Here is a 21,391-nt window from a genome sequence, read left to right as displayed (position 1 = left end):
ATCATTTTTTTGACGTGTAAACCTCACTGGTTTACAGTCGAAAAAAATGGTTTACAGCAAGGACTTTCGACGATGAGTTTTTCGAAGCGCGAGCTCAAAGACTACCTCGAAACAACACTGGGGTTCCCGGCCACTGTTGTGGGTGCGGGGAAGCTCAACGTTCCTCCGCTGATCAAGAACCAATACGGCCTCCTGGAAATCGAGATCACGCCTCCTGGTTTGCCGGCAATCAAGCTGCTCGGACTGGTTGGAAAAGGTGAGAAGTACCCAGGCGCTGTAAACCTGCGCAAGCACATCAACCTCACGGCCAAAGCCACCGACAACGTCATCCTCTACGTCAGCGACTCCATCGATCAGGCTGACCGCAGGAGCATGATCGACCATCAGATCAACTTCATCCGGCCCGGCTGGCAGTTCCATGTTCCGGAGATTGGTATCAGCCTGCGTGAGGCTTTCAGGAAGCGGCGCAAGCTAGACGTCGAAAGCCTGACGCTATCCCCTGCCACTCAATCCATGTTGATTCGGAACATGATCGAGGGATGGGACGAGAGTGATCGGTTCACCTCAAACGGCTTCATGGGAAACGCCAAGTTCAGCAGAGTGACGCTTTCGAAAGCCATTGCTGAACTGGAGTCTGCCAATCTCATCGAACACGTGAACGATTCGGTGATCAACAAGGTTTACCGCTTCACCTGCCCCAGAAATCGCATGCTGCAGAAAGCCATGCCATTTCTGCGGAATCCCGTGCGCCGCAGCGTCGTCATCGACGAAGTTCCGACCGATTACGTGAAAGCTTACTTGGCCGGAGAATCCGCCCTGGCCAGGTACAGCTTGCTAGCTGAGCCGGCACTCCCGGTTTTCGCGATGACCAACACCGCGTACAAAGCCATGATGGACGACAACTTCATCCTCGAGACTGGCAATGACCGGGCGAAGGCAGTAGTGGAAATCTGGAGCTACAAGCCTTTCACCACCGACTCGCAGACCGTTGATGAAGTCTCGCTGTTTCTGACCCTCAAAGATCACCCGGACGAGCGCGTTCAGATTGCGCTCGACGAACTCAAGGAGAAGCACCCGTGGATGAAGTACGAGGACTAAAGCTCTTTGCGGAGCACTTTAAGGAATACCAGGAGCAGTACGTGCTCATCGGAGGTGTCGCCACGTCCATCACGATGGACAATGCCGGTGTGGAGTTCCGAAAGACTCGTGATCTGGACATTGTCTTGATCATCGAGGCCCTCACCCCCGAATTCGTTGCCCACTTCTGGAAATTCATCAAGGAAGGCGGCTACGCCATCCAGGAGGTCGGAGGCGGCGAGAAACCCAAGCCTGTGTTCTACCGCTTCGGGAAGCCGGCCAACGATGCATACCCTGAGCTGATCGAGCTGTTCTCCCGCTCCGGAGAAGGCATGGGCCAATCCGAAAACGGCGCGATCACTCAAATCCCAACAGACGAATCGGTGTCGAGCCTCTCGGCCATCCTCCTCAACGACGACTACTACGACTTCCTCCGTAGCGGAATGGAGCGAACCAACGGCGTCTGCCACATCACCGAGGATCGACTGATCCCCTTCAAGATGCGGGCATGGCTCGATCTGACTGCCAGAAAGGCCGAAAATCCCGAGTCGGTAGACTCAAAGACCATCAAGAAACATCGCAACGACGTCCTTCGCCTTTCCCAGCTTCTGCAGGCCGGCCAGTTCACGGTGCCGGACAGTATCAAGGCAGATATGCTCGCCTTCCTCGACCAGCTCGGGGGAGAGAATGTCGACCTGAAGAGTCTTGATGTCGGCGGCACAATGGCCGAAGTCATCGAACACATCCGCAGAGCCTTCAATCTCGACTGATAGTGTTCAGCCCAGGCATCAGCAGCGGTGCCTGGCTCCCCTCCCCCTGAGCTCCCCCTCATTGACCGAACCCCGTCTACGCCATAGCATTTCCGGCATAACTAGAAGGGGAAAACCTCATGATCGGAGCCATCATTGGCGACGTGGTTGGGTCTGTCCATGAATTCCTGGACGCCAAGCATTTCGACGCCGAACTGTTCGTGCCTGAGTCCCGCGTCACCGACGACAGCGTTCTAACCGTCGCTACCGCAGACGCCATCCTCAAGAGTCGGTTCTACACCGAGAAGTACCAGCAATACGCCAGGGAGTACCAAAATTGCGGGTACGGCCCGAGCTTCATGGACTGGGCTTTTACCAACAGCAACTACATCACCCCGAACTTCAGCTGGGGCAACGGCTCCGCTATGCGCGTTTCGCCGGTAGGCTGGGCGTTCAACACCCTCCAGGCGGTCATGCTGGAAGCTCAGCAATCAGCCTGCATTACTCATGCTCACCCCGGAGGCCTGGCGGGCGCACAGGCCATCGCCGTAGCCGTCTTCCTGGCCCGCCACGGTGCCACCAAGGATGAGATCAAGGCCGTCATGACCCACTGGTTCCAGTACGACGTGGAACTGAACCTGGACGAGCTGAACGAGACCTACAAGTTCGACGTGTCCTGCCAAGGCACCGTGCCCGTGGCCATCGCTTGCGCCCTGCAGGCAGACAGCTTCGAAAAGGTACTGCGCAACGGCCTATACGTCGGCGGAGACACAGACACCCTGCTCGCATGCGCTGCGGCCGTCGCTGAGCCTCTGTACGGCGTTCCGGACGACCTCCGCCAGAAAGCCGAAGGAGTACTCGGCTCCTACAGCCAGGGTCTGCTGGGCATCGTCAAAGACTTTGAGATCAAATACGGGTGCGGTAAGAGCGTGAAGCGCTCCAACAAGGCCCTGCAGTTGGTCAAGATGCTCGTTTCGATGGGGCAGCGGTTCAGCGGGAAGGCTGCATGACGGCGCCGACAGGAAAGACTGGCGGACTGATCCATAGGTTGATCGAGAAGTGCTTTCGACTGAAGCACTGCGATATCCGAATCGAGGGCACCTCTGATAACCACCACGGGGACTGGATGGCTGAGGAGTGGCGCCCTGGAAAGCGCGTCATCGTCGTTAAGTTCTGGCGCGTCTGGGAGCCCAAAGTGAAACTCCCGACGAGGATCTACCTCGCCTGGAAGAAGCGGCACCCGATAAAGGTCTGGAGCCATGATGTGGTTTCCGACAGTCACGGCAAGCTCAACCCTGGCGAATGGGTGATATCCTCTGGTGTGATCGAAGCGCGCTGCTTCACGGGCCATGCATTGATCGGGGGTTTCTTTGATGTCGTCCTGGTGGACACTGAAGAGGCTGTAATCCAGCTCCAGGGCCTGGGGTACAGACTCCCTCAGGATGAGCCCACTTGGCCAATGCGCGAATCCTGGCGAAAGCAACAGAAATGGTTCATGCGGATGAAGTCGTATGAAGAAGCCCGAAATGCCAACCACAAGAACCTCGAAGAAGGCGCCGCGCAGTGACTGCCCATTGGAACCCGCTCGAATCCGCAGACGCGGAATCACTCACGCAGAAAGGTATCGACCACGCACTGATGGCCTATCCCGGCAAACGCGTAATCGTGGTTGAGGGCTGGCATCTCTACGAGCCAACTTTGTCCGCTAGCGATTCCCTTCAGCTCACCTACCTGGGCCATAAGCCGGGGGTCGTTTGGAGCGAACACATTCTGTTCGATACAGCCGGCGAATTGCAGCCAGGGGGCAAGCTTGTCTCGTCGTGGATCAGGAGCATGTACGCCGGCATGCTGTACCGCGAGGTCGGCCCCATCGAGGTGACATGCCTGTTCGAGACGAAGGAAACAGTCTTGGTGGCCATGAACGGTGGAGAGGACGCAACGGACAAATGCCCTCCCTGGCTCGGCTCCGACGAGAAGCTGGGCACCTACGAGCTCCACAAAAACTGGCTAACCATCAGGGGCTGATCGATCAGCCCTACCAACCGGAAGGAGAGCGTCTCGATTAAGGGAAAGAAAGAGCACACCCTGAAAGATCCCTGGGCACCACTCCATGGATCAACGAGCAGCCAAGACAACGCGCTCTTTGCGGCCCAGCACTTCTACCCCGAGCGGCGGATCGTGATCATCGAAGGCTGGCGCAGCTTTGCGCCAGTAGTATCGAGGTCTGAGCAGAAGAGGCTTACGCACCTGGGCCTCCAGCCGGCAGTGATCTGGAGCCCAGCTGTCGTCCTGGATACAGCCAATGAGATCAAACACGGGGACTGGCTCATCTCTTCCTGGATTAGAAGCACGAAGGGGGTCATGGTCGCAAGTTCCGGGAGCGGTCAGCAGGCTGTCGGACTGATCGACACGCTGGAGGCCATCTTGGTGGTGATGCAACCTGCACCAAAGGACGAGGCAGCAGCCCTACCGTCGGATCAGGCCGTGGAACATCTCGGCGTGGTAGAACGCTGGCAAAACTGGCGGACGCCAAATTCTTGAGGCCAACCAGGTCTCACTCTCCTGCCATCAATCCGCCGGATGAAGGGGCCAGTGGACTGCGATACGTCCATCAGCTACACCGCTGGCCGCATGCCGCCTCAGTTACGCAAATACAGCAAGACACTGAGTGTTGGCAGTCGGTTCTTCCAACAACGGCCCAAAATATAGCCCCGCAACTGCATATCAGTCGAATACGCTGCCCAACATCAAGCCAATCGTCATCGTAATCGTCTCTGAAGTCCATTGAGGCCTCCCGTAAACCGCAATTTGTCAGATGATAAGTGGCAGCAGTAGCCTGGGTAAGCCTGCAAATTTAACGGTGTTCGATGTATAATCGATGCAGTTGTAAACATCGTGTACACACGATGTAAACACTCCACGACCTTTACCCGAATTTTGCAGCCGATATGATCTGCTGAAACCAATCCGGATCAGCACCATGACCACACCAGAACTGCCCGCCGGCACCGACGGCGCCTTTGGCGTCCTATCCGCGATCTCCAACTTCCTGAACGCTCCCGGCGAACCCATGGCCGGCTGCGAAATGCCCCTCAATGAGCTGGCCAGGATTACCGCCGAACGTTTCCCGCACAAGCCGTACTGCCTGGTTGAGAAATGGATCTTCGCTGACCTGGACATCACAGAGGACGAAGCCGCAATCCTTCGCAGCCATGGCCAGGAGCCCAACCTCCTCTACTCCCACCGCGTGATTGACGACAGCGCCGGCCGCTTCCACCCCGGCAACTGGGTGCGCTCGACCGGACTGGTGAAATTCACCGACGGCATCTACTTCGAGACCAGAAACACGGTCTACGTCCTGGTTGGCGAAGGGCAGCGGAAGAAGGTGCGCCCGCAGATTATCCTGAGTATTGCATGAAGCTCCTTTTGATATTTATTGACAGGATGCCGCTCTGGCAGTAATCTGGCGTACTGACTTGCCACAATAGGAATCTACATGACCCAAACGACAATCCGTCTTTCCCAGGGCCTCAAGCTCGTTGAGCGCATCACCAACCGCATCACTGAGTGCGAAGCAGAAGTCCTGGTGAGTCTGTCACCGGTCATGTGTTATTCCGAAGGCGACTTGCCGAAAGTTGCCTCAAAGCAGGAAGAAGCTTCCAAGAAGCTGAACGAGCTGCGTGGGCTCCACACCTCCCTGCTCAACGTGAACGAGGCCATCGCTGTTGCAAACAGCGAACACGGCATCCAGGTGCTGCTGAAGCGCCAGAAATGCCGCAACCAGGCCCTCTCCTCACTGCGCAACATCATGGGCTCGGTGCAGCACCACAGCTCGGGCATGGACGAGGCCAGCTACAAGGGCTGGATGGCCCTGCAGCTCAAGGCGCAGAACACCAACGGCATCCGCCACCAGAGCATCACGGTGTTCAGCCAGGAGCGCGAAGAGGAGATGAAGGCCGAGATGAACACGATCCAGCGCGAGCTGACCAAGATCGCTGACGAGATCGCCTACATCAACGCCACCCAGAGCATCAGCTTCGATCTGCCGGAGCAGGTCAAGGCCGAGTTCGGCCTCGAGTAAGGAATTTGCCTGAAAACCCCTGCCAGATGAGGCGAAAGAGGCAGGGGGCCCGCATCGCGCGGGTTGGCAATAGTTGGTTCGCCAGCCCCAAACGAACTATTGGAGAAGCCTGTACGTTCCTGTACTGCGTAGTGGCCCAAAGAGGCGATCAACAGCGCTGCCAGGAGTCGTAGGCTAACTTGTCGGTTATCCGTCTTCCTTGTTGGTTTTAGTGGGGGCTGTGTTCTTACACCGCCAATGAAAAAGGCCCGGAGCAATCCGGGCCTTCTTCTTTGTGCTTCGCTGAGGATCAGACTTTCAGGAGACCCAGGAAGTCCTTGTGGCAGTAGCCGTCGAAGCCGATGTCCATGAACGCCTTGGACAGCTTCTTCCCGTCCAGGCTGTCGCCCTCGACGGTGAAGTGCACGGTAGCGTGCTTGCGGCCCAGGCCCAGACGGATCAGCTCACGCTCCGGGTCGCGGGATTTGACCAGGCGCTCAGCGAGCAGGCCTTGTTCGTCTTGCGGGATCTTCACGCCGGCCTCGACCAGGCCAGCAACGAAAGCAACAACATCTTTCGCAGTTTTCGCGTTTCTCATGTTCTTCTTATTATCCGAGCGCGAGTTAATCGAAACTTCAACCAAAGCGGTCAACAGCAATGGTCTTCCTTTATCAACTTATTGTCAACAAAGAGTGTTGAACGGATAAGTAATGCTTAGTTGTTCGAAGTGAGCGCTTAAATAACCACACTCTCTTTATCTATATTAATGCTTCGCCAGTTTGGCGAACGCTTCCGCGTATCGCTCAAACACCATGGCGAATGCGTTCTCCAGCTGCAGCACCGGGTCTCCGACTGCGGGGCAGGCCTTGACCACCACCCCCGCCGGGCGCTTCGGGATACGCAACCTCGAGCTCTTCTCTCTCATCGCCCTGCTCTCTCGCTGGCGCTCTCCAGCTCGGCGTTCCGAAGGCAGAGGTACTGGTACTCGGCCAGGGCGCTTTCGCTGAAGTTGGCCATCGCCTTGATCGGCAGTTCGAGATCGGCGAGGTTCTGAGGCAGGCTGGCGCGAGGTACGGCCACTCCGTGAGCCTTGAGGAGACGACTCAGACGGTCAATCTCAAGCCGCAACTCTGTCACGGCCAGGTCGGCCTGGTGCATCCCCATTCCACGGTACAGCGGGGTGGCACAGTCGGCGTAGTGCGACTGCGGCGCCTCGGTGACGACGTGCTCCTCAGACACCCACGAACCGTCGGACTGCTGGGTATCAAACTCAACCAGGTAGCGGTCTACCGGCGGCGCCGGCATGCGCTGGGCGTGCTTGGCCAGGCTGTCGAGAAGCTCCACGGCCTTGGCGTACTCAGGGCCTGCATCTTCCAAGGCGCGGGTTGCGGCCAACAGGCCAGGGAGGTGTTCGTGCAGTACTTCGGACATCAGGATCTCGCTTGGTTATTCGTGTCGGCCGGCGCAGGTGAAGGCTGGAATAGGCCGGCCAAGAAGTCGAAGAGCGGCAGCTTCGCAATGAGGTTGAAGATCGCTGGCCACCAGGCCCTAGGCAGCAAGAAGATCAACGTCCAGATGAGACTGAGCCACGGAAATATCAGGAATCCCAGGAGCGGTAGAATCGGGGGCATGTCCGGGCCATGCTTGTTCACGAGTAACAGCGGTGTTGAGGTGATCAGCTCAACCGTGGCCATAAAGGCGGTAAGCGGCCACATGAGAACGGCGTAGAATCGACGTAGTAGGCTCTGCATAGGACTCCACGGAAAACCCATCTGTTGGATTAGACCAGTGTACCTGATCGACCGCCCTAGAGGGCTGGAAGATCACGCCAGCCAGTCTTCATCGCTGTCCAGTACCGGCTCCTCACCCCCGCCCAGGTCGTGAGTGATACGCAGAACACTGAAGCAGTTATCCCGAGCGAAGGCCTCGCGGTCAGGATCGTGCTCCGTGGAGCGACTGTCGCGGTAGAAGGCCGGCGGCCGGATGGGGAACATCCCATGGATAGTCATGTCGTCGAACAGCACCACGTCCCCAGGCTGCAGCTCATAGACAACTCCATTTACAACGAAATTGCAGCCGAGGGGCGCGTCGAGCACCAGGAACACCACGCCTCGCATCTCGGTGCTGTCCGGGCATAGGTCGCAGTGCTGCTGCAGGTAGTCGTAGCCCATCAGGGTGCGCTGACAGATGTCGAGGTTCTTCCACGGCATCAGCGTCTGCAGTTCGTTGCTATCAAAATCCGGAGCTGGGCCGTACCCGGCCATGGCGTCACCCAGGCCGCCTGGCGCCGAGGGATGGAATAGGCGATCCTCAGCATCCAAATCCATCGACTCATAACGAATCAGTGCGTGCGCCGCCGGCACCAGCGTCTCTTGGAGGTTGGCCAGGGTGGCGGGGCTCAGCCGGCCAAGCAGCACGTGCCCGTCGACGGGCGCCAGTCCGGAACCATCCCAGAAATTCCCCATCACCGATGCCATGCCCACTCCTCTCTGGTACTCACAGTTGCGCTGGCGCTAGGATGAGACAAGACAGAGGAAAACTCCATGGCAGCCAAGCAAACCAAGACCAAAGAAGACTTCATCCGCCTGCTGCGCAGCGACACCCTGCCACCGGAGAAGCAGGAAAGCTCGCTGCACACCAGAATCATCGCTCTTGGCCACGGCACCTACTGCGGCCGATGCGGCGGCAGTGGTAACTACTCGTTTAACCATACAAGCGGCACCAGGTGCTTTGGATGCGACGGCTCACGATACGTCAAAACCAAACTCACCGATCAGCTCTACGCCGGCCTCGAGGCAGATGTAGCTGCCGGAAAGCTCGACACCTACCTGGTCGAGCTGAGGCAACGCCAAGAGATCAACCGCAAGTGCAAGAACGCTACCGACCGTGTAATGAATGCCTGGACATCGTCGGGTGTAACCAAGTCCTACGTTTGGCAACGGGCTGCGAACAAGGAAGAGCCGCACCTGACCATCGCCCAGGAATACAACCGGCCGATGGCAGATGCCTACCAATCCGTCTCCAAGGCTTCAGAAGCGCTAACCAGCGCCCAGTGGAAGCGGAAGAAAGCCCTCACCAGCGAGGATCGGGATGCAGTCGAAATACTTGTAACCGAAGCCTCAAACAACCTGGCTCAGGTAACAGACGCCGCTCTGGCCACCATCCAAGAGCGGACGGCAGCGCTGAAAGAGTTCTTGGCCGGCTTGCCGCAGAAGGCGCCGGGGGATGAGACGCCCTCCCCTGGCCTGTAACCCCAGCTTCGAAATAGACCCGGCCTGGCCGGGTCTTTCCTTTCCGGCACCGCTCGTCTGCAATTGATTGAAAAAGGAGATAGATACACAATGGGCAGTCTCCCATATACCGTGCCCAGGAACCTTGCCGGCCGGTGCTCGCTCACATCCGAGGTTCGCGCATGGATACTTTCTGGGATATCGAGGTGCCGGCAGCAGCACTGTCCGTCGCGGTACTGATGGCCAGCCTGGGGGCCATCGATCATATCCAGGAGCTGGTTTACCGGTCGGATATCAACGACGCCCTGGAGACCACCTACGGACTCTGGCAGAACGACGCAAAGGTAGCCGTGCCCCCGCAGGGGTGGCAGCAGGATCTCACGATCAGCAGGCAAGCAGACGGCTCGATCCGGGTCTCTGCCGACAGCATCTACTCCTGCAACCAGGTCATGAAGGCCGTGAGCTGGCGCTACCCCACCGTTACCTACTCGGATCAGCGCCTCAACAATGGCCAGCAGCTGGGCGGTATCGACTTCGCGATCATGTGCAAGCAAGAAGGCGAGCACTGGGCCCAGATCGCCCCGCGAGAGCCAATCGCCAGAACGAAGTCCTAAGTTATGGACATTTTTGACTTCTGGAACGACACCCTGACCTGGTTCGGCATCCTCGCCGTGTTCTCGCTGTCCATCGCAGCCCCCTATCTGATGATCACAGGCCTGACCCCCAAGGTAGTCACGCCATTCACCCTGGTTGTGCGCGGCATGGTTTTCTATGTACTCGGGTACGTGATGACTGTTTGCATGATGGCGTTCTGGGAGTGTACTAGCGGGAGAAACCAGAAACTGACCGACATCATCTATGCCTCCAACGCCTATCTAGACTACGTCAGGGCAGCCAATTCCCCCAGCCTGTACATGAACCCAAACTTCACACCACCGGAGTACACGGGGGACTACGTGGTCTTCAAAACTCTGCCTGACCTATCAAGCGTGTTCATGTTCCAGGCCGCACTTCCATGCCGGAAGTTGAGCAGCATCTTTGTAGGCAATTCGTTCGCCAGGTTCGACGGCACACCCATGAACCTAATCAGTCCTCAGGCCCTAGATGCACTCTGCTCCCAGGGCAAAGAGCACCACCTGCTGATCCTGAAATGAACCACTCCCATCTTCTTTCGACGGACGGAAGTCAATGAAGCTCAAAACCATCAAGTCTGGCGCTCTGATCGGTCTCATGTTCTCTGGTGCAGTGGTAGCTGGGGTTGCCATGAGCTCGCTTGTAATCCAGATTTTCAAAAGCGCTGATTCCTTAAGCTGGGATCCTCTCGCGGCTAAAGAAGCACTGTCCTACGTTGACTCTCTGCGAGCCGGAAAGACTGATCCGGGTGTTCCATCCGGGGCGTGGAGCAAGGAGATCAGCGTCAAGGAAGAGCCAGACGGATCGATCAGCGTCAGCCTTGTTGCGCAGAACGCCTTCCATTGCCACCGGCTCTACAAAGCGATGCTGAAGAACTACCCCTCGGTGACCCTTGATGGACAGGCGCTAAAGCCTGGTGATTCTGAGGAGTCGACCAAGGCGAACCGCATTGCGGCCTGTAGTGACGAAAAGACTCACGTCTTTGTCGTCAGCGCCGAGCGTCATGACAGGTCAGGCGAACGATCAATTCCGAGGCGAGACAATGACGGAAGCCACTGATTCGACCGCCCCCGCCACGAAACCTACGTATCCTGGTACAGCGGCTTCGTTTCTCATCATCACCATCCTGGGTGTCTTGTTCGGCGTGCTCATGTGGTGGGTGCTTATAGCCGGGTTGAAGGACAGCCCTGTCTTCGAGCAAGTGGTCGACGAGGTACAGCTACAGCGCAATTCCTCTGAAAAGGCCTCCCCGCTTCCCAAAACCTGGGGCGATGGCCGGGTCAGGCTCGAACACACGGATGGGAAGTACACCGTCACGATGTCTACGTGGGACAACTGCTACTCGGTGGCGAAGAGCTTCCTGCGCACCTTCACCGGGGTGAAGCTCAATGGCCAGATCCTTCTTACCGAAGGCCAGGTGCGCGAGAGCTGCGAGAAGATGCCTGCAACACTGACTGTGCCCGACCGTAGGCCAGGGAGCTGATCAACGCACCACGGCGCTCCTAGGAGCCGTATTGAGGCCCTTTGACACAATCTTGGTATCGAGACAAACAGCCAAATGCCGTTCTTTTCTTCCTACACAGACGATCAAAAGCTGTGGTCATCCATGGCCGCAGTGGTATTCGCGATCATCCTTGGCGGTATCTACTACCTCAACCAGACCATGAATCGAACCGTGGACGAGATTCTGATTACAGCCATGGAGGCAGAAGCCGATATCGCACTCCTACGTGCCGGCGACAAGCGTGCTCCCCGCCTTCCGAAGGTCTGGATCGAGGGTCTTGTGCTCCAGCATCATGGACAGCGTCTGGAAGCGACTGGCGTGAAGCTAAACACCTGCAAGGCTCTAGCTAACGGGCTTATTCATACCTACGAAGACGTCCAGGTCGATGGCAAGCCCGTGCTGACGCTTAAGCAGGTCGAAGGCGCCTGTGGCGCAGATGGCGAGGAACACGCTGTATCGGTGCCCAGGGTCGCATCATGACGGAGAAGACTCCCGCGACCAACAAACCGAGCGTTGCCACCAGTCCTTTCGAAATGGTAGTTGGTGCTTTCCTAGTAACCTTCATCATCTTGTGCCTGGGAGAGATGTTGAAAATCAGTTTGAATGGGAAAGACACCGCCAAGCACAGGGAGGCAGCCGAAGATATTCAGATGATCCGGGCAGCCGATACGCGCGCTCCCTCGCTCCCCAAACAGTGGGATAACGGTGTCGCCATCAAGCTGCAGGAGGGTCGGCTGGTTGCATACGCAGTCACCGAGCCAGGCTGCGAAATTATGGGGGTGATTCTGGCGCCCGCCTACGAAGACACCCGCATCGACGGAAACCAGGTGAAGGACTTCAAGGATATCGAGGCAGCCTGCGGCGATGTTCGTCCGATACATGTCGTGTCGATTCCAGGGAATCCTGCATGAAATACCTACTGATCCTCGTCTTCGTGGTGGCAGTGACCATTGCCGACCAGCATGAGAAACGGAAGAACAGAAGGACTGCGGCGGCGCTGGTGGACTACGCCCTCTTCTTCCCGAAACTCCCCGAAGGAGCCGATGACCAGGCGCTGATCAGAGAGAGCGGCGTTCAGCTTTCATCGGACACCAGGATGCCCGGTTCGCTGGAAATCGAGGTCGAACCAAGCCGTCTTTGCCTTATCGTATGGGGCGCCTTCCGGGACAACGGTTTCGTTTACATGGATAAGGTCAGCCAACCGCTAAGCACCCTGCAGATCAAAACCGCCTGCAGGGGAGAAGAGAAGGTACGGTTCTATCTCCGCAGAGGTAAGCAACCGACATGACCTTTAAGAACCTCTCTATCGTGGCGTTCATGGCGGCCATCGTTGGGAGCATGGGCAACGCCATCTACCACAAGTACCAAGCCTACAGAGCATCCGTTGCTGCCTTCGAGTACGCAACACGCCAGCCAGCCGCTTGGAGCAACCCCGACAACGACCAGTTGCTCATTTCCTATGGCATCGACTTCGAGTACGACCTCAGCGGGCCAAAGCGAGCAATCATCGTGCTGCCCCCTGGAGGTTTGTGCTTCGAGGTCATCGACTTCTTCAGCCTGCATCGCATAGATGCGATCACTGCCGGCGGCCGCGTGCTGCAGCGCGCCGAGATTGGCGATGAGTGCCTGCGAACTCCGAAGGCCAGGCTCCATCTGACCCCGAGGAAACCATGACCGATGATCAGCGCGTGGCCTATCTCTTTTCGATCTTCTTCCTGATTATCGGAACCATATGGATCTACTCCAATACCGCACACCAGAGCAAAGTGGCAAAGACGGCCGCCAGGATTTCCGCACTATACCCAACGCCTGGAGTAACGAGCGTCGAGGCAAGTACTCTCCAGGATATGGGGATCACCCTGAAGGTATCAGCCGATCAACCTTTCCATCTGACGATGAGCCATAGCGACATCAACATCTGCCTCTACACCTGGGAAGCTCTGAAAGCAGTCGGCCTCACTTACGCAGACCGCCTTGGAAACGCTTACTCGATTAGCCAGGTCGAAGCTGCATGTAACGACGTGAATCAGCCGGACATCGACATTTTCCCATTAAAAGCAGCTATCAACCCTTCCAAGGATTTACCTCATGGTTAAGATCAGCCTGAGAAAGTGCGCTACAGCTGCAGCCCTAACCGTCTCGGCTGTCATCGGCTTGAGCCTGCTCTCCTGGAATCTATCCCAGGACGATGAAATCCAGCAGACCGTCATCCATGCTCTCCGAATGGTAGACAGCAACAGCATTCCCAAGGGAGTCCCGATCAAACTGCGCAACAACGGGAGCATGGAAATCGTCCATCACAGCGTCCTCAAGATGACCATCACCGATAACGTGGACTGCCTCAAGACTGCGAAAGAGCTGCTGGGCAAGAAGCGCCAGGCATATCTAGATGGAATCGAGCTGACCCAGAAGGGTCTCGACCAGTTCTGTACAAGCTCCGGTGAGCATGTTTTCGTCATCCCTTCCCGTTGGCCAAACCAATGAGCAGAGTGCGCCAAATCATCGAAGCCTTCACGGACAACCCCGCTCCAGCAGTGCTTACGCTGATTTCGGCGATTTCACTGGCACTCTTCGTCAATCTGGTGGCCGCAACAGGCAAAAGCGCCGAAGATGCGGTCACCTACATCGAGCAGATGCAGGCGAAGGACGCCGAGTACGATGTTGCTCCCCCTGACTTCGATTTCCTTGAGCTCGAGTGGGAAGGCAGCACCAACGACACCTGGTGGATTCTCACGGAGAACTCGACGCACTGCGGCTACGTCGCAGAAGCTATCTACGAAAAGCGCGGCATCGTGGCCATGAACGGCGAGCGGCGCACCCTGACCGGCGCCCTCAAAGCTTGCGAGAAAGGTGACTACTTCGTGTTTAAGCTGCCTCCCAAGGCATCCCCCAGGACGGCATCCTAATGGACAAGCTCCCAGACTACTTGGCGCTGGCCGTCGCAGTTGCTGTAGGCCTGGCCGCTGGCGCCGCCTACGAAGACAGCACCAAGTCGATCAGCCTCGAGACCCTGAAGATTGACAGGCTCCTGGGCACGCCGGCCCAAGCGCACCCACTCACACCAATCCCAGCAACAGCTAGGCGACTTGCGTCTGGACTGATCGAGACCCATCCAGAGTTCCGCCTCGCTTGCCGAGCGCTGGCCAGACAGCTGGCGCACCGGGATAGCACCGAAGCCCTGCCGGGCGAATGGAAGAATGCCGTCAGCAGCGATTGCGACACACAACCCTACTGGGTGCGGGTTGACCCCAAAATCCTGGAGACTCCCGATGAAGCTGAATAGCCCGCTGAGCGAGATTGCCAAAGAGTTGATCATCCTGGCCTCGCTGCTGCCTATCTGCGTAGTTTTTTCGATTCCACCGATGCTTTGGGCCGAAGGAGAGCGCACTCTCTACGCAGTAGACCAGGCCATCTTGCAGCCCAAAGAAGGCCCAGTACACCGACTCTTCATGCTGGGGGAGGTTAACCGGGAAAACGGGCTCATCCGGGTCAAATCCTTCATGGCCGCGACCTGCAACAATCTCGCTGACCGCCTGATTCGACGCGACAAAGCCTCAGCTATTCCAGGATATTCCTGGGCGGAAGCAATTAGCATGGACTGCGAAGCTGATGAACCCTGGCTTACGCTGGCGCCGCCGAAGCTGAGCACCAAAAACCAATGGATCTTGACCGTCGGACACGACCCTCACTCGATCTGAGCCCCTCTTGTTTCCGGCATAGCTCAATGGCTACGTTGGATAGACAATGGAGGACGAGACCATGAGCAAGATCCCGCTGCAGAATATCCCCAGCTACCAGGAGTTCAAGGCCGAGAATAAGAAGGAACTCCTCGCCGCCTGCGCCGACAAGTTCGGCCACCACATCCATGAGTGGGAAGATCACATGGAGCACCTCTACGACAAGCACGTGGAGAAGATCCGCAAGAACACCCGACGCGCCGACCGCGACGAGTTCAGTTTGCACTGATGGAACAGGTCGCGGTCATCCCGCCCTTCTCGCCCAGGATCTTCGAGTTTGACGGCCTCTACCGGTACGATGATGGGCGGGTCACCGGCACCGTGGACGTCACCGGCTCGTGCCTGATGATCTACGAATGGAGTTCTGCCTATAAGGGACACGGGCACAGCGAAGATGCCCTTCGGTGGATGCGTGGCCAGGGCTTCTCTACGATCATCGCGAACGGTGTTGGCATGGTGGACGGCGATGAAGCCGACCCAACGGTGCACTACTGGGAGAAGATGCGATCCAGGAAGCTGGTAGACACTCTGCTCGATGATGACGGTGATGAGATCGAGGTCGGCTGGTGCCGAGGTGACGACTCGCCAACTCCTTCGCCCTGAACCAACCCGGCCTAGCCGGGTTTCTTTTCGCCCGCTGGATACTTCTCATCGTATCACATTGACATTATCGCTCCTTTTCCATAGAATTGCCTCACTTGGGGCGAGGCCCCTCCTTTAGCCAAATCAACGCCAGGAAGGAACCTATGCGCACGACAACGCTTCTACTCGCCTCTGCCCTGCTCTCCCTCGCCGGCTGTGCCTCGCATCCTGACCCGCAACCACAGGCCCAGGCCGAACCCGCGACCAATGTCGTGACCGTACCGGTCTACGTGGTTCCGAACTGCACGGCGGTGCCCGGCCGCTGCTTCTGGATTCAGCCGCGCGTGGAGCAGCACGTGACCGCGCCGCAGCAACAGCCGAATCGTGTCCAGGGCATTGCGCTCTAACCATCCTCCTCCGTCAGTTCTTCTCATCCTAGAATCAGCAAGGTGTGCAATGGCCGTAAGTCGTCGTAAACCAAAATCCGTCGAGCCCACTCCCGTCTCGATGATCAATTGGACGCGCGCCGATCCGGAAGCGCTGGCCAAGTTCGATCCGAAATCCAAGGTGTGCAACATGAACTGCGGCAAGGCCGGGGGCGACCCTCGCTGCTACAAGGAACTCCTGTTCCTTTGCCATGACTGCTAGGATTGCAGAGTCGCAGGACTCATCGAGAGAAGCCACCGTGTCGAATGGCAAACCGAACGCACTGACCGCCGCCGACCGAGAAGCACTGGCCGACTTACCGAAAACGGAGTGGTTCGACGTCCGCTTCGCACCGATTGCCCGGCCCATGTACCGCTGCGACCGACTGGAAGCTGCCGGCATGCTGGAACGGCGTGTTCGGGACTTGAAGATCGTCAACGAGCACGTGTCTTACCGCGTAGAGTACCGCCGGAAGCCTGGGGCAGCGACCGAGGGTTAAACACAGCTCATGCAATTTCCAACTAAAAGAGCTTGTAAGTGCATTCAATGCACTCTAAAATCCATCGAAACCCGCTGCCCATCGAAGGATTCGAGCATGAAGGTAGTCCAACAATCCCGCTTCATCACCGACGTCTTGAAATCGGTCTTCTCCGGCTTCGTCGCTCCGGCCGGCATGCAGCGTCCCTACGTATGGGGCAAACAGGACGTAGAGGCTCTGTTCGACTCCCTTCTCCGGGAATTCCCAATCGGCTCTTTCCTCAGCTGGATGCCGAAGCAGAAAGGTGTGCTGACAGAAATCGGGCGCAAGAACCTGGGCCCCATCGCTCTGAAAGGCGCCGATACGCCCTGGAACCCACGCCTCCTGCTGATGGATGGCCAAAACCGCCTCGCCACACTGGCCTGGGTGTCCTGCAAAGGCGTTTACGACCCGAATCTGCCCTACTCCGACGCCGAGCGCGCCGTCTGGATGTCCGGCGAAACCCTGGTGTACGACGGCGAATCGCAAAGTGTCCGCTTCGTGCCCGATGCTGAAGCGAATGTGGGGCTGCGGCTGCCGGCCTGGTGTCTCATGAGCCTCTCCACCCCGGAGATGCACAGAGAAGTATCGAAGTACATGCGTGAGCTGATGGATACTCAGTTCGCCGGCATTCGGGAGCATGACCTGGACTGCCTGTGGGAGGACTTCGACTATGCCCAGCGCGCGTTCCAGCGCGCCAGGGTAATCGACACCGTGATCGAGGACGCTACACCCGAGGAAGCCCGCCGGGCCTTTATCCGCATCTGCCGGACTGGTGTGCCGATGGCCCATGAAGACTTCGACTACGCCATGAACTGGACTGCCGGCTAGGCCCAGGGGGAATAACGACCATGCTCGCAAAAGGCTCCCAGATTCAGCTCAAAGCACTGGCCAGCGGCTTCGAGTACGGCAAGTACATCTTCAGCGGGAACCGCCGTGGCTATGTGTGGGGCCCGAGCGAGGTCGTACTCTTCATGAACTCGATCATCAAAGGAAACCACCTGGGCACCATCGAGGTGTGGCGCCCGGCGGATGCAGACCTCCCTCGTCTCATGCTGATGAAGCCCCGCCACCTGGGCGCGCTCGGCATGGCCAAGGGCACCATCCGCCCACAGATGATGATCATGGATGGCTACAACCGACTCGCCACCCTGGCCTGGGCGCTTTCCCACAAGCCGGCAAAGATCGAATATTCGCCGCAAGAGCTGGCCGTCTGGCGATCCGGCATGACCCTGGTCTTCGATGAATCTGGGGAGTTCCGCTGGTGCGAGGAGTCGACTGTCCAAGACGAACTCTGCCTTCCGGCAACCCTGATGAACCCAGGTGATGGCACCAAACTGCCGAACCGCGCGATGACCTACATCCGCATCAGACAGAAGGACGACTGGGAGAACATCGAACCCGCCCGGATCGACACGTTCCGTAAGGCCTGCCATGAAGCTGCGCACCGTCTATACGAGGCAAAGGCCAGCATGAATACCTATTTCAACGGCGAAGAGGTCGAGGTTCTGACCACCATGCATTTGAACCAGACTGCAGGGGTGAAGGATAACTACCTGGACGCCATGAGCCTGGCCGCAATCCGCCTGGCATAGCCCTATCGAATCAGGCCGGCCCATGGTGCCGGCAGTTACCGCGAAAGGAATTGTCGTGATGTACCGATCCACCCTTTGTGTCAGCAACACCAACAGCTTTCGAGCCATGGCCAGCGTGTTCCAAACGGGTGCTCAAATCTTCTGCGAGCACCGCCGTGGCTACGTTTGGGGCCAAAAAGAAGTCCAGTCCTTCATGAACTCCATCCTGCAGGGCAAGCTGCTCGGCACCGTCTCTGTCTGGCTCATGCCCGGCCAGTTCATGAACCAACGGCAGGGGTATCGACACAAGCACCTCGGGGCTCTTGGAAACAGCGACGCCTATGCACGTCCAAGTGCCATGGTGATCGACGGCTACAACCGCATGGCCACGCTGGCTTGGGCAACCACCATCACTCCTGCACCGTGCGAATACAGCGAACAGGAGCTAGCAGTGTGGTGCAACGGCCAGACTCTGGTTCTCGATGCAGAAACCAAGGAATTCATCTGGGTCGATGATGATGAGCTGAATAGCGGCCTGCTCATCCCCGTGCAATTGCTCGCTCCGGGCGAGGACTGCCAGCTGGAGGCTCCTGGTCGCAAATACATCCGCGAGATGACGAAAAAGGTCTGGCGGGGGTACGGCCCGAACAGCATCAAAGACTTCAAGCGCCTGTGCTGGGAAGTCGCATATGCAATCCAGAACGCCGAAGCCACGGTTTGCCACTACATGCAAGGCACCATGGATGAAGTCCTCGCGACGATGAACACCCAGGCTACCGCCGGCATCGCCGACGACTACGCCAACGCTTATGCAAGTTCCCGAAAACGCTTCTGACCCTAACCTCAAGGATGACCATCATGCTCGTCTCTTACGACAACCTCCGGGCCACCATCATCTTCCAGCTGTTCTTCGACCGCGAGCTGATGCCGTTCGCCGACCGCCGCCCCTACAGCTGGGGCCGCAAGGACGTACTGCTGTTCCTGGACTCGGTTCTGCGCGGCCTTCCGCTGGGCAGCATCATCGAATGGCGTCCCAACAAACCCAGCATGCTGCAGAACCGCGTGCAGAAGTTCCTGGGCCCTGCCGATCTGAGTCACGCCATGGCTGAGCCGCGCGGTGCGATCATGGACGGATATGCCCGGCTGTCCACCCTGCACTGGGTGATGTTCGGTCGCCCCGGCTGCAGCGCGTTCACTCCCGAGGAGGATGCTGTCTGGAGCGAGGACGACTGCCTCGTATTGGACTGGCAGGCCAAAGGCTTCATCTTCGTGCCCGTCCAGGAGTCCTGGAAAGGCCTGCGGATGCCGGCTTACATGCTGCGTCCGGACGAATCCACCCTGTACTCGGGTGAGCTCACCAATACCATCGAGCGCCGCAAGCGCGAGAGCTGGACTGAGCACCAGCCCGAGGACGTGATCGGTTTCATCGGCTTCGTCAAAGACGCGGTTCAAGCGCTGAACGGCGCCCGATTCGGGCTGACCGTCATGACCTATGGCGACGAGCAGTCGGCGAAGGATGCCGCAGCACGCGCAAATCTCTACCCGGCCTGATCGGCCAGAACGCTTAAGGAAACGCCATGCATTGCTACCACCAGCCATTCCCCTGCCAGCTGATACCCGGTCAGCTAGACCAACTTCTGGAGAACGGAGTGTTGCGGGCAGCAACCTACACCCGCCCCTACAGCTGGACACGGCAGAATGTCGAGTTGTTCATGGACTCGATCATGCGCCACTTCCCGTTGGGTGCCATTTCTGTATGGGCGCCTGGCGAAGAGTATTTCGAGGAGGAGCAAGTCCGACCCTACTTGGGCCCTGAAAGCTTCGAGCTTGGGAGCACTCCCAAAGCTTTGGTGATCGACGGATATGCTCGCCTGGCAACACTTCTATGGGTCATGCACCGGAAAGTGGGCACCAAAGCTCCGACGCCCGAGGAGTCCGCCGTTTGGACTGATGGCTACACCCTGGTGCTGGACTTCGAATCGCGTGCATTCAAGTTCGTGCCGGACAAAGAGCTGTTCACTGGGCTGCGTATACCATCCTGGCTGCTGAAGCCAATTCCAGGCGAGGGTGGACGCGAAATGCACGAGATTATGGAACGTCGCCGAAAAGTCGAATGGGCCAAGTTTGACGGCGACGTGTATCGCGAATTTCAGCAATTCGTCTTCCACGCCCAGGTCGCTCTCAACCGCGCCATGCTTTCCGCAATAGTCGTGGAATGGCAGGAAGAAGACCGGGTCGAGGAATACGTCAAACGCGCGAACTTCGTCGCAGGCTGATCAATGCCGGCTGCCAGCCTCCGGCCAGAGAAGGCACCAGAGAAAGAATAGGCAAAGACCCGTCCCACTCGCGAATTTCGCTGCGAGAATCGCGTATGGGTGCGGGTACTGCTCTAGCTGATAGCTCATCAGCAAGAGGATGGGGAAAACCACGACGCCGTTCACCATCCCAAGCATAGCCACCGGCATCACCCACCAGGGGTTTCTCAATGATCGAACGGGCCGAAGCTGATTCATCAGCCTGTCCCCCTGGATCAGCACGGATTGGAGGAAAAGAACAGGCTCATGCACTCCCCTAGTTGCAGGTTGTGGCTGGCCCAGTAGAAGTAGCCCAGCGAGCAAGCAGTGATCACCCAGACCAAGGTCATCACCATGAGTGTGAGGTTTATGGTCGGATGCCCTTCCCAGATACCCAGGATCGTAGCGAGCAGAAGGAATGGGGAAAACAGGGCGAGAAACAGCAGCGCCATGAAGACCCAGACCATCGATACGCACCACTTAAAACCGGCAACCAGTTTCATCATCAGCACCATCTGAGACGTTGATTCGGGAGTCCAGCACCACAGCTGCGCAATATACCGCAAACTGCGCTAAGGCCTGGCGCTCTCGACCCGCAGAGGCACCATTCTCCACCACCCGCGCTGGAAGCACCAAACAACCCCGCGCGCGGTTCGCTCCTCCAGGCCGAAGGCCTTCTACCACGGCCCTTCTCTCCAAATCGGCTCCCTACCATGGAGCCGAAAAGAGAGATTGGACGGCCCCTTAATTTCCTACAATCGCTGTCCGCCGAAGGCGTCCTCATTTTGGCGCTCGAAGAGCGCCCTACAATGCTTTACCACCCGTACAACCTCCAATCTTTACAACGCTTTACAACCGCTTTTGACTGGTTGGTGCGATAGCTCTTTTTCCGATATATTGTTGCCAAAAAAACGGACAGCTCTTGATCCTGAGAAAGCCTGCATAGACGGAGCCACGCCCCTCCCGGCCAATTCCAACGAGTCACGGCTTACGCGTTTCGCTCTGCCT

General features: G+C 57.8%; 36 protein-coding genes. 31 read left to right on the top strand and 5 right to left on the bottom strand.

Annotated features, from left to right (window positions below):
* The first annotated feature begins 72 nt into the window (after positions 1–72).
* From HNP46_RS02285 to HNP46_RS02250, 8 genes are all read left to right on the top strand, one after another.
* A complete protein-coding gene (locus tag HNP46_RS02285) occupies positions 73–1,098 on the top strand; it encodes a hypothetical protein (RefSeq protein WP_184585891.1) in 1,026 nt (341 codons plus the stop codon).
* Positions 1,077–1,847 (top strand): hypothetical protein, encoded by a 771-nt coding sequence (locus HNP46_RS02280; RefSeq protein WP_184585890.1) that lies wholly within the window; start codon positions 1,077–1,079, stop codon positions 1,845–1,847. The genes HNP46_RS02285 and HNP46_RS02280 overlap by 22 nt, the downstream gene beginning before the upstream one ends.
* Before the next feature lie 119 nt (positions 1,848–1,966).
* Positions 1,967–2,836: an ADP-ribosylglycohydrolase family protein gene (locus HNP46_RS02275; RefSeq protein WP_184585889.1), complete on the top strand. Its 870-nt coding sequence runs from the start codon at positions 1,967–1,969 to the stop codon at positions 2,834–2,836.
* A complete protein-coding gene (locus tag HNP46_RS02270; RefSeq protein ID WP_184585888.1) occupies positions 2,833–3,393 on the top strand; it encodes a DUF6957 family protein in 561 nt (186 codons plus the stop codon). Before HNP46_RS02275 ends, HNP46_RS02270 begins: the two co-directional genes overlap by 4 nt.
* Complete coding sequence (locus tag HNP46_RS02265) at positions 3,390–3,851, top strand: DUF6957 family protein (protein WP_184585887.1); 462 nt, start codon at positions 3,390–3,392, stop codon at positions 3,849–3,851. Before HNP46_RS02270 ends, HNP46_RS02265 begins: the two co-directional genes overlap by 4 nt.
* Positions 3,852–3,854: 3 nt before the next feature.
* Entirely contained in the window at positions 3,855–4,367 is a 513-nt protein-coding gene (locus tag HNP46_RS02260) for a DUF6957 family protein (protein ID WP_409372393.1), read from the top strand.
* Positions 4,368–4,806: 439 nt separating this feature from the next.
* A complete protein-coding gene (locus tag HNP46_RS02255) occupies positions 4,807–5,244 on the top strand; it encodes a DUF6957 family protein (protein WP_184585885.1) in 438 nt (145 codons plus the stop codon).
* Positions 5,245–5,322: 78 nt separating this feature from the next.
* Positions 5,323–5,907 carry a hypothetical protein gene (locus tag HNP46_RS02250; RefSeq protein ID WP_184585884.1) on the top strand — a complete coding sequence of 195 codons (585 nt, stop codon included), beginning with the start codon at positions 5,323–5,325 and terminating at the stop codon, positions 5,905–5,907.
* 289 nt (positions 5,908–6,196) lie between these two features.
* Here HNP46_RS02250 and HNP46_RS02245 read toward each other — a convergent pair whose 3' ends face one another.
* The 4 genes from HNP46_RS02245 to HNP46_RS02230 all read right to left on the bottom strand — a co-directional run bounded on the left by HNP46_RS02245 (position 6,197) and on the right by HNP46_RS02230 (position 8,363).
* Complete coding sequence (locus HNP46_RS02245; protein ID WP_184585883.1) at positions 6,197–6,484, bottom strand: hypothetical protein; 288 nt, start codon at positions 6,482–6,484, stop codon at positions 6,197–6,199.
* A 165-nt stretch (positions 6,485–6,649) separates the two neighbouring features.
* On the bottom strand, positions 6,650–6,790 hold the full coding sequence (locus tag HNP46_RS02240) for a hypothetical protein (RefSeq protein WP_184585995.1): 141 nt from the start codon (positions 6,788–6,790) through the stop codon (positions 6,650–6,652).
* 17 nt (positions 6,791–6,807) lie between these two features.
* A complete protein-coding gene (locus HNP46_RS02235) occupies positions 6,808–7,317 on the bottom strand; it encodes a hypothetical protein (protein ID WP_184585882.1) in 510 nt (169 codons plus the stop codon).
* Positions 7,318–7,709: 392 nt separating this feature from the next.
* Entirely contained in the window at positions 7,710–8,363 is a 654-nt protein-coding gene (locus HNP46_RS02230) for an aspartyl/asparaginyl beta-hydroxylase domain-containing protein (RefSeq protein ID WP_184585881.1), read from the bottom strand.
* 66 nt (positions 8,364–8,429) lie between these two features.
* Here HNP46_RS02230 and HNP46_RS02225 point away from each other — a divergent pair, with 66 nt between their 5' ends.
* The 23 genes from HNP46_RS02225 to HNP46_RS02115 all read left to right on the top strand — a co-directional run bounded on the left by HNP46_RS02225 (position 8,430) and on the right by HNP46_RS02115 (position 20,365).
* The gene (locus HNP46_RS02225; protein ID WP_184585880.1) at positions 8,430–9,137 is read left to right on the top strand and encodes a hypothetical protein; all 708 of its coding nucleotides are present in this window, start codon (positions 8,430–8,432) and stop codon (positions 9,135–9,137) included.
* Positions 9,138–9,298: 161 nt separating this feature from the next.
* Positions 9,299–9,730, top strand: coding sequence for a hypothetical protein (locus HNP46_RS02220; RefSeq protein ID WP_184585879.1), 432 nt, complete (start codon positions 9,299–9,301; stop codon positions 9,728–9,730).
* Between the two features lie 3 nt (positions 9,731–9,733).
* Positions 9,734–10,270 carry a hypothetical protein gene (locus HNP46_RS02215; protein ID WP_184585878.1) on the top strand — a complete coding sequence of 179 codons (537 nt, stop codon included), beginning with the start codon at positions 9,734–9,736 and terminating at the stop codon, positions 10,268–10,270.
* Positions 10,271–10,304: 34 nt separating this feature from the next.
* Positions 10,305–10,808 carry a hypothetical protein gene (locus HNP46_RS02210; protein ID WP_184585877.1) on the top strand — a complete coding sequence of 168 codons (504 nt, stop codon included), beginning with the start codon at positions 10,305–10,307 and terminating at the stop codon, positions 10,806–10,808.
* Positions 10,792–11,232, top strand: a complete 441-nt coding sequence (locus HNP46_RS02205) for a hypothetical protein (protein ID WP_184585876.1) — start codon at positions 10,792–10,794, stop codon at positions 11,230–11,232. The genes HNP46_RS02210 and HNP46_RS02205 overlap by 17 nt, the downstream gene beginning before the upstream one ends.
* A 75-nt stretch (positions 11,233–11,307) precedes the next feature.
* Positions 11,308–11,733 carry a hypothetical protein gene (locus HNP46_RS02200; protein ID WP_184585875.1) on the top strand — a complete coding sequence of 142 codons (426 nt, stop codon included), beginning with the start codon at positions 11,308–11,310 and terminating at the stop codon, positions 11,731–11,733.
* Positions 11,730–12,164 (top strand): hypothetical protein, encoded by a 435-nt coding sequence (locus HNP46_RS02195; protein WP_184585874.1) that lies wholly within the window; start codon positions 11,730–11,732, stop codon positions 12,162–12,164. Before HNP46_RS02200 ends, HNP46_RS02195 begins: the two co-directional genes overlap by 4 nt.
* Entirely contained in the window at positions 12,161–12,541 is a 381-nt protein-coding gene (locus tag HNP46_RS02190; RefSeq protein ID WP_184585873.1) for a hypothetical protein, read from the top strand. The genes HNP46_RS02195 and HNP46_RS02190 overlap by 4 nt, the downstream gene beginning before the upstream one ends.
* Positions 12,538–12,927, top strand: a complete 390-nt coding sequence (locus HNP46_RS02185; RefSeq protein WP_184585872.1) for a hypothetical protein — start codon at positions 12,538–12,540, stop codon at positions 12,925–12,927. Before HNP46_RS02190 ends, HNP46_RS02185 begins: the two co-directional genes overlap by 4 nt.
* Positions 12,924–13,349, top strand: a complete 426-nt coding sequence (locus HNP46_RS02180) for a hypothetical protein (RefSeq protein ID WP_184585871.1) — start codon at positions 12,924–12,926, stop codon at positions 13,347–13,349. The genes HNP46_RS02185 and HNP46_RS02180 overlap by 4 nt, the downstream gene beginning before the upstream one ends.
* Entirely contained in the window at positions 13,342–13,737 is a 396-nt protein-coding gene (locus HNP46_RS02175) for a hypothetical protein (RefSeq protein ID WP_184585870.1), read from the top strand. Before HNP46_RS02180 ends, HNP46_RS02175 begins: the two co-directional genes overlap by 8 nt.
* The gene (locus HNP46_RS02170) at positions 13,734–14,159 is read left to right on the top strand and encodes a hypothetical protein (protein WP_221454565.1); all 426 of its coding nucleotides are present in this window, start codon (positions 13,734–13,736) and stop codon (positions 14,157–14,159) included. The genes HNP46_RS02175 and HNP46_RS02170 overlap by 4 nt, the downstream gene beginning before the upstream one ends.
* Positions 14,159–14,536 (top strand): hypothetical protein, encoded by a 378-nt coding sequence (locus HNP46_RS02165; protein WP_184585868.1) that lies wholly within the window; start codon positions 14,159–14,161, stop codon positions 14,534–14,536. The genes HNP46_RS02170 and HNP46_RS02165 overlap by 1 nt, the downstream gene beginning before the upstream one ends.
* Positions 14,523–14,951, top strand: a complete 429-nt coding sequence (locus HNP46_RS02160) for a hypothetical protein (protein WP_184585867.1) — start codon at positions 14,523–14,525, stop codon at positions 14,949–14,951. Before HNP46_RS02165 ends, HNP46_RS02160 begins: the two co-directional genes overlap by 14 nt.
* Positions 14,952–15,012: 61 nt before the next feature.
* On the top strand, positions 15,013–15,219 hold the full coding sequence (locus HNP46_RS02155) for a hypothetical protein (RefSeq protein ID WP_184585866.1): 207 nt from the start codon (positions 15,013–15,015) through the stop codon (positions 15,217–15,219).
* On the top strand, positions 15,219–15,593 hold the full coding sequence (locus HNP46_RS02150; RefSeq protein ID WP_184585865.1) for a hypothetical protein: 375 nt from the start codon (positions 15,219–15,221) through the stop codon (positions 15,591–15,593). The genes HNP46_RS02155 and HNP46_RS02150 overlap by 1 nt, the downstream gene beginning before the upstream one ends.
* A 143-nt stretch (positions 15,594–15,736) precedes the next feature.
* Positions 15,737–15,979 carry a hypothetical protein gene (locus HNP46_RS02145; RefSeq protein WP_184585864.1) on the top strand — a complete coding sequence of 81 codons (243 nt, stop codon included), beginning with the start codon at positions 15,737–15,739 and terminating at the stop codon, positions 15,977–15,979.
* A 49-nt stretch (positions 15,980–16,028) separates the two neighbouring features.
* A complete protein-coding gene (locus HNP46_RS02140; RefSeq protein WP_184585863.1) occupies positions 16,029–16,220 on the top strand; it encodes a hypothetical protein in 192 nt (63 codons plus the stop codon).
* Between the two features lie 373 nt (positions 16,221–16,593).
* The gene (locus HNP46_RS02135; protein WP_184585862.1) at positions 16,594–17,346 is read left to right on the top strand and encodes a DUF262 domain-containing protein; all 753 of its coding nucleotides are present in this window, start codon (positions 16,594–16,596) and stop codon (positions 17,344–17,346) included.
* 20 nt (positions 17,347–17,366) lie between these two features.
* A complete protein-coding gene (locus HNP46_RS02130) occupies positions 17,367–18,110 on the top strand; it encodes a hypothetical protein (protein ID WP_184585861.1) in 744 nt (247 codons plus the stop codon).
* 58 nt (positions 18,111–18,168) lie between these two features.
* A complete protein-coding gene (locus HNP46_RS02125) occupies positions 18,169–18,924 on the top strand; it encodes a hypothetical protein (RefSeq protein ID WP_184585860.1) in 756 nt (251 codons plus the stop codon).
* A gap of 23 nt (positions 18,925–18,947) precedes the next feature.
* Entirely contained in the window at positions 18,948–19,640 is a 693-nt protein-coding gene (locus HNP46_RS02120; protein WP_184585859.1) for a DUF262 domain-containing protein, read from the top strand.
* A 26-nt stretch (positions 19,641–19,666) separates the two neighbouring features.
* Positions 19,667–20,365 carry a GmrSD restriction endonuclease domain-containing protein gene (locus tag HNP46_RS02115; RefSeq protein WP_184585858.1) on the top strand — a complete coding sequence of 233 codons (699 nt, stop codon included), beginning with the start codon at positions 19,667–19,669 and terminating at the stop codon, positions 20,363–20,365.
* A 254-nt stretch (positions 20,366–20,619) separates the two neighbouring features.
* Here HNP46_RS02115 and HNP46_RS02110 read toward each other — a convergent pair whose 3' ends face one another.
* Positions 20,620–20,886, bottom strand: a complete 267-nt coding sequence (locus HNP46_RS02110; protein WP_184585857.1) for a hypothetical protein — start codon at positions 20,884–20,886, stop codon at positions 20,620–20,622.
* Positions 20,887–21,391: the final 505 nt, after the last annotated feature.

The sequence above is a fragment of the Pseudomonas nitroreducens genome, from assembly GCF_014204515.1.
GTDB classification, from domain to species: domain Bacteria; phylum Pseudomonadota; class Gammaproteobacteria; order Pseudomonadales; family Pseudomonadaceae; genus Pseudomonas; species Pseudomonas nitritireducens_A.
Note: the sequence above shows the minus strand (reverse complement) of the source record. Positions and strands in the feature narration are given on the sequence as shown.

Excerpts from the sequence above, each read along its gene's own strand:
- HNP46_RS02275 (WP_184585889.1), top strand. The coding sequence starts at position 1,967 with ATGATCGGAGCCATCATTGGCGACGTGGTTGGGTCTGTCCATGAATTC.
- HNP46_RS02230 (WP_184585881.1), bottom strand. The coding sequence starts at position 8,363 with ATGGCATCGGTGATGGGGAATTTCTGGGATGGTTCCGGACTGGCGCCC.
- HNP46_RS02220 (WP_184585879.1), top strand. The coding sequence starts at position 9,299 with ATGGATACTTTCTGGGATATCGAGGTGCCGGCAGCAGCACTGTCCGTC.
- HNP46_RS02245 (WP_184585883.1), bottom strand. The coding sequence starts at position 6,484 with ATGAGAAACGCGAAAACTGCGAAAGATGTTGTTGCTTTCGTTGCTGGC.
- HNP46_RS02135 (WP_184585862.1), top strand. The coding sequence starts at position 16,594 with ATGAAGGTAGTCCAACAATCCCGCTTCATCACCGACGTCTTGAAATCG.
- HNP46_RS02255 (WP_184585885.1), top strand. The coding sequence starts at position 4,807 with ATGACCACACCAGAACTGCCCGCCGGCACCGACGGCGCCTTTGGCGTC.
- HNP46_RS02145 (WP_184585864.1), top strand. The coding sequence starts at position 15,737 with ATGCGCACGACAACGCTTCTACTCGCCTCTGCCCTGCTCTCCCTCGCC.
- HNP46_RS02235 (WP_184585882.1), bottom strand. The coding sequence starts at position 7,317 with ATGTCCGAAGTACTGCACGAACACCTCCCTGGCCTGTTGGCCGCAACC.
- HNP46_RS02180 (WP_184585871.1), top strand. The coding sequence starts at position 12,924 with ATGACCGATGATCAGCGCGTGGCCTATCTCTTTTCGATCTTCTTCCTG.
- HNP46_RS02150 (WP_184585865.1), top strand. The coding sequence starts at position 15,219 with ATGGAACAGGTCGCGGTCATCCCGCCCTTCTCGCCCAGGATCTTCGAG.
- HNP46_RS02130 (WP_184585861.1), top strand. The coding sequence starts at position 17,367 with ATGCTCGCAAAAGGCTCCCAGATTCAGCTCAAAGCACTGGCCAGCGGC.
- HNP46_RS02165 (WP_184585868.1), top strand. The coding sequence starts at position 14,159 with ATGGACAAGCTCCCAGACTACTTGGCGCTGGCCGTCGCAGTTGCTGTA.
- HNP46_RS02175 (WP_184585870.1), top strand. The coding sequence starts at position 13,342 with ATGGTTAAGATCAGCCTGAGAAAGTGCGCTACAGCTGCAGCCCTAACC.
- HNP46_RS02160 (WP_184585867.1), top strand. The coding sequence starts at position 14,523 with ATGAAGCTGAATAGCCCGCTGAGCGAGATTGCCAAAGAGTTGATCATC.
- HNP46_RS02120 (WP_184585859.1), top strand. The coding sequence starts at position 18,948 with ATGCTCGTCTCTTACGACAACCTCCGGGCCACCATCATCTTCCAGCTG.
- HNP46_RS02125 (WP_184585860.1), top strand. The coding sequence starts at position 18,169 with ATGTACCGATCCACCCTTTGTGTCAGCAACACCAACAGCTTTCGAGCC.
- HNP46_RS02285 (WP_184585891.1), top strand. The coding sequence starts at position 73 with ATGAGTTTTTCGAAGCGCGAGCTCAAAGACTACCTCGAAACAACACTG.
- HNP46_RS02205 (WP_184585876.1), top strand. The coding sequence starts at position 10,792 with ATGACGGAAGCCACTGATTCGACCGCCCCCGCCACGAAACCTACGTAT.
- HNP46_RS02250 (WP_184585884.1), top strand. The coding sequence starts at position 5,323 with ATGACCCAAACGACAATCCGTCTTTCCCAGGGCCTCAAGCTCGTTGAG.
- HNP46_RS02195 (WP_184585874.1), top strand. The coding sequence starts at position 11,730 with ATGACGGAGAAGACTCCCGCGACCAACAAACCGAGCGTTGCCACCAGT.
- HNP46_RS02185 (WP_184585872.1), top strand. The coding sequence starts at position 12,538 with ATGACCTTTAAGAACCTCTCTATCGTGGCGTTCATGGCGGCCATCGTT.
- HNP46_RS02200 (WP_184585875.1), top strand. The coding sequence starts at position 11,308 with ATGCCGTTCTTTTCTTCCTACACAGACGATCAAAAGCTGTGGTCATCC.
- HNP46_RS02270 (WP_184585888.1), top strand. The coding sequence starts at position 2,833 with ATGACGGCGCCGACAGGAAAGACTGGCGGACTGATCCATAGGTTGATC.
- HNP46_RS02215 (WP_184585878.1), top strand. The coding sequence starts at position 9,734 with ATGGACATTTTTGACTTCTGGAACGACACCCTGACCTGGTTCGGCATC.
- HNP46_RS02115 (WP_184585858.1), top strand. The coding sequence starts at position 19,667 with ATGCATTGCTACCACCAGCCATTCCCCTGCCAGCTGATACCCGGTCAG.
- HNP46_RS02190 (WP_184585873.1), top strand. The coding sequence starts at position 12,161 with ATGAAATACCTACTGATCCTCGTCTTCGTGGTGGCAGTGACCATTGCC.
- HNP46_RS02155 (WP_184585866.1), top strand. The coding sequence starts at position 15,013 with ATGAGCAAGATCCCGCTGCAGAATATCCCCAGCTACCAGGAGTTCAAG.
- HNP46_RS02225 (WP_184585880.1), top strand. The coding sequence starts at position 8,430 with ATGGCAGCCAAGCAAACCAAGACCAAAGAAGACTTCATCCGCCTGCTG.
- HNP46_RS02210 (WP_184585877.1), top strand. The coding sequence starts at position 10,305 with ATGAAGCTCAAAACCATCAAGTCTGGCGCTCTGATCGGTCTCATGTTC.
- HNP46_RS02140 (WP_184585863.1), top strand. The coding sequence starts at position 16,029 with ATGGCCGTAAGTCGTCGTAAACCAAAATCCGTCGAGCCCACTCCCGTC.
- HNP46_RS02170 (WP_221454565.1), top strand. The coding sequence starts at position 13,734 with ATGAGCAGAGTGCGCCAAATCATCGAAGCCTTCACGGACAACCCCGCT.
- HNP46_RS02110 (WP_184585857.1), bottom strand. The coding sequence starts at position 20,886 with ATGAAACTGGTTGCCGGTTTTAAGTGGTGCGTATCGATGGTCTGGGTC.